Consider the following 1,730-nt stretch of genomic DNA (forward strand, 5'->3'; position numbering starts at 1 on the left):
ATAGCTACTTTGTTCATGGCAATGGTCTCCGATAGGCCCCCTGCGAAAGCTTAGTGGGCAATCGCAGGGGGCGGCGGGGGTAGCCATTTCATTAGGGGGCAGTGGTGGCTGCAAATATTGCGAGACTTGAAAACCCGCCCCACGGCCCTTGCAGCTTGCCGCCGCTTGCTGCAAAGTCGCGACCTTTTTGTCCGGTGGCTTTCCATCGCTGTGCTTTGAGGTAATGATGATAAATGCAGTAATTGCCGCGGTTGGCGTCATGCTGGTGCTCAGCCTGGCCCGCGTGCATGTGGTGATCGCGCTGATTATCGGTGCGTTGGTGGGTGGCCTGACGGGTGGCCTGGGAATCGAGGCAACGCTCAAGGCGTTCAACGCCGGCCTGGGTGGCGGTGCGACAGTGGCGTTGTCCTACGCCTTGCTCGGTGCCTTCGCCGTGGCGATTGCCAAGTCCGGCATGGCCCACGCCCTGGCGGACAAAGCCCTGGCCCTGGTGGATCGCCAGGATGCCGCGGGTGGCTCGGGTGTCAAATGGGTGCTGATCGGTTTGCTGGGAACGGTCGCGGTCGCCTCCCAGAACATTTTGCCGATCCACATCGCCTTCATCCCGCTGCTGGTGCCGCCGCTGCTCTATGTGCTGACCAAGTTGCAGCTGGACCGTCGGTTGATCGCCTGCGTCATGACCTTCGGCCTGATCACACCCTACATGTTCCTGCCGGTGGGCTTCGGCAATATCTTCCTCAACGAAATCCTCCTGGCCAACGTCGCTCGCAGCGGTGTGGATGTCAGCGGTATCAACATTACCCACGCCATGGGCATCCCGGCGCTGGGCATGGTGTTCGGCCTGGTGTTGTCGTTTTTTACGTATCGCAAGAAGCGCGTCTATGACCTGAAGAAGATCGCCAAGGCCGAGCAAGTGGCCGTGCGCTACAACCCGCTGAGCCTGATGGTGGCCGGGCTGGCGGTGGCGGCGGCGTTCGCGGTGCAACTGCTGGTGGACTCGATGATCATCGGCGCCCTGGTCGGGTTCCTGATTTTCTCGCTGTCGGGGGTGGTGCGCTGGCGCGAGACTGACGACCTGTTCACCGAAGGCATGAAGATGATGGCGATGATCGGCTTCATCATGATCGCGGCCTCAGGCTTCGCCGAAGTGATGAAGGCCACCGGCGAAGTCCAGAGCCTGGTGGAGTCTTCGGCGGCCTGGATTGGCCACAACAAGGGCATTGGCGCGCTGATGATGTTGCTGGTGGGGCTGTTGGTGACCATGGGCATCGGCTCGTCGTTTTCCACGGTGCCGATCCTGGCGACGATTTTCGTGCCGCTGTGCCTGCAACTGGGCTTCAGCCCGCTGGCGATCGTCTGCATCGTCGGTACCGCCGGCGCCCTGGGCGATGCCGGTTCACCTGCCTCGGACTCGACCCTGGGCCCGACCTCCGGCCTGAATATCGACGGCCAGCACCATCATATCTGGGACACCGTGGTCCCGACCTTCATCCACTACAACCTGCCGCTGCTGGCGTTTGGTTGGGTGGCGGCGATGGTGTTGTAACCTCAATACCGAGTTGCCTCAATCGCGAGCAAGCTCGCTCCCACAGTGGATTGGGGTGGACACAAGTGTTGTGGACACCACCGAACCCCTAATGAAATGGCTACCCCCGCCGCCCCCTGCGATTGCCCACTAAGCTTTCGCAGGGGGCCTATCGGAGACCATTGCCATGAACAAAGTAGCTATT

1 protein-coding gene is annotated in these 1,730 nt (G+C 61.3%); it reads left to right on the plus strand.

The genetic code is table 11. The features are described 5' to 3' along the window. Positions 1 to 229 precede the first annotated feature (229 nt). Positions 230 to 1,546 (plus strand): Na+/H+ antiporter family protein, encoded by a 1,317-nt coding sequence (locus ASC85_RS27325; protein ID WP_162254899.1) that lies wholly within the window; start codon positions 230 to 232, stop codon positions 1,544 to 1,546. Positions 1,547 to 1,730: the final 184 nt, after the last annotated feature.

Source organism: Pseudomonas sp. Root401, from assembly GCF_001425105.1.
In the GTDB taxonomy this organism is placed as follows: Bacteria; Pseudomonadota; Gammaproteobacteria; order Pseudomonadales; family Pseudomonadaceae; genus Aquipseudomonas; species Aquipseudomonas brassicacearum.